This is a genomic window from Frankia sp. AgKG'84/4 (assembly GCF_023242965.2).
GTDB lineage: Bacteria > Actinomycetota > Actinomycetes > Frankiales > Frankiaceae > Frankia.
The window spans coordinates 1-1432 of sequence record NZ_JALKFU020001089.1; the positions used below are offsets into that span (position 1 = coordinate 1).

At 73.6% G+C, this 1432-nt stretch carries 1 protein-coding gene; it reads right to left on the reverse strand.

Translation table 11 applies throughout. The annotated features are described in order from the left end of the window. Positions 1 to 651 precede the first annotated feature (651 nt). Positions 652 to 1432 (reverse strand): ABC transporter permease (locus MXD58_RS27540; RefSeq protein WP_250610980.1); only part of this gene is annotated, 781 nt, incomplete at its 5' end.

Here is a 1432-nt window from a genome sequence, read left to right on the forward strand (position 1 = left end):
GCCCAGGCACTGGCGGCGGATTCGGCACCGGCCCGGGGAGAGCTGGCACGGGTCGGGTCGGCCCCGCTGCGGGTCGTGGTGGCGCACCCTCAGGGTGGCCAGCACCGTCCGGGGCGCCGGCGGAGGGTGTGCCGTGATCGGCGGGTGCCGGGCCGCGCTGCGGCGGGGGGTCGGTGGGCCGGGGCGGCTGCGCGGGGGCGGCCCGGTCGGGTCCGGTCATCACCGGCCGCCGGACAGCACGATCGCGCTGATCGTTGTCGGATGACGATCCGTGGCCGGACTCATCCATCCACCGCCGACCGTCCTCCCTGCCGTATCTGTCCGAGTTGGGCCGGCGGTACCACCCGGACGATCGCGAGGTCGTCCGCACGCGTATTCCGGGCATACGCCGTGACATCACCGGCTTGGCAGCTGGCACTTGGATGGTAGCTCGGGCAAGGTTGCCCACCCGGGCGGGGCCGGCCGGACCTGCCCGCGCCGAAGGGTGCTATCGGGCAGCGACGCCCGCCAGCGGGTTGGGCGCACGCGCGCCGCGGGATCTCCCACGAGGACGCGGGTGACCCCGCGCGGGGGCACCCAGATCCTAACAACCGCAGGGCATCCGGCGATCGTTGGTGTCCTTCTGGACGGACGGCGCCGGCGGGCGGTGCATCAGGGATGGCGGCGGCGCAGTGTCACGGCGGCGAGACCGAGGGCAGCCAGAGTGCAGCCGGTCACGATCGTGATGTCCCGGGCCAGCCAGCGATCGACGTTGCGCATCGTGGTCAGCCGCGCCATCGCGTCGACGACATACGTCATCGGCATGACGGTGGCAAGCCGGTCCAGCGCCGGCAGCATGGTGTGCCGCGGTACCAGGATGCCGCACAGCATGAACTGCGGGATCAACGCGGCCGGGATGAGCTGCACGGCCTCGAACTCGGTGCGGGCGAACGCGCTCATCCACAGCCCGAGCGCCGTCCCCAGCAACGAGCTGAGGATCGCCGCCACGAACAGCAGCGCCGCCGACCCGCGGACGGTCAGGCCGAGCGGGCCGACCGTCAGGGCGGTGGCCAGCGCCGCCTGCGCCGCGGCGATCACGGCGAACGCCAGGCCGTAGCCGACGAGCAGGTCACCCCGGCCGACGGGGGTGGTCAGCAGCCGTTCGAGCGTCCCGGACGTCCGCTCGCGCAGCATCGCGACGGAGGTGACGAAGAACATCGTCATCAGCGGGAAGATCCCGAGCAGCGCGGGACCGGCCCGGTCGAACGTTGCGGGCGAGCGGTGGAACAGCAGCCGCAGCGTCAGCAGGAGCACCGGCGGGAGCAGGAGGACCAGCGCCAATGTGCGCCGGTCCCGGCTCAGCTGGCGCAGCACCCGCTCGGCCGTCGCACCGGTGCGCGACGGGTCGATCGGGTGCGCCGGCGGGCAGGCGGCCACGTGCGGCGGATGACCG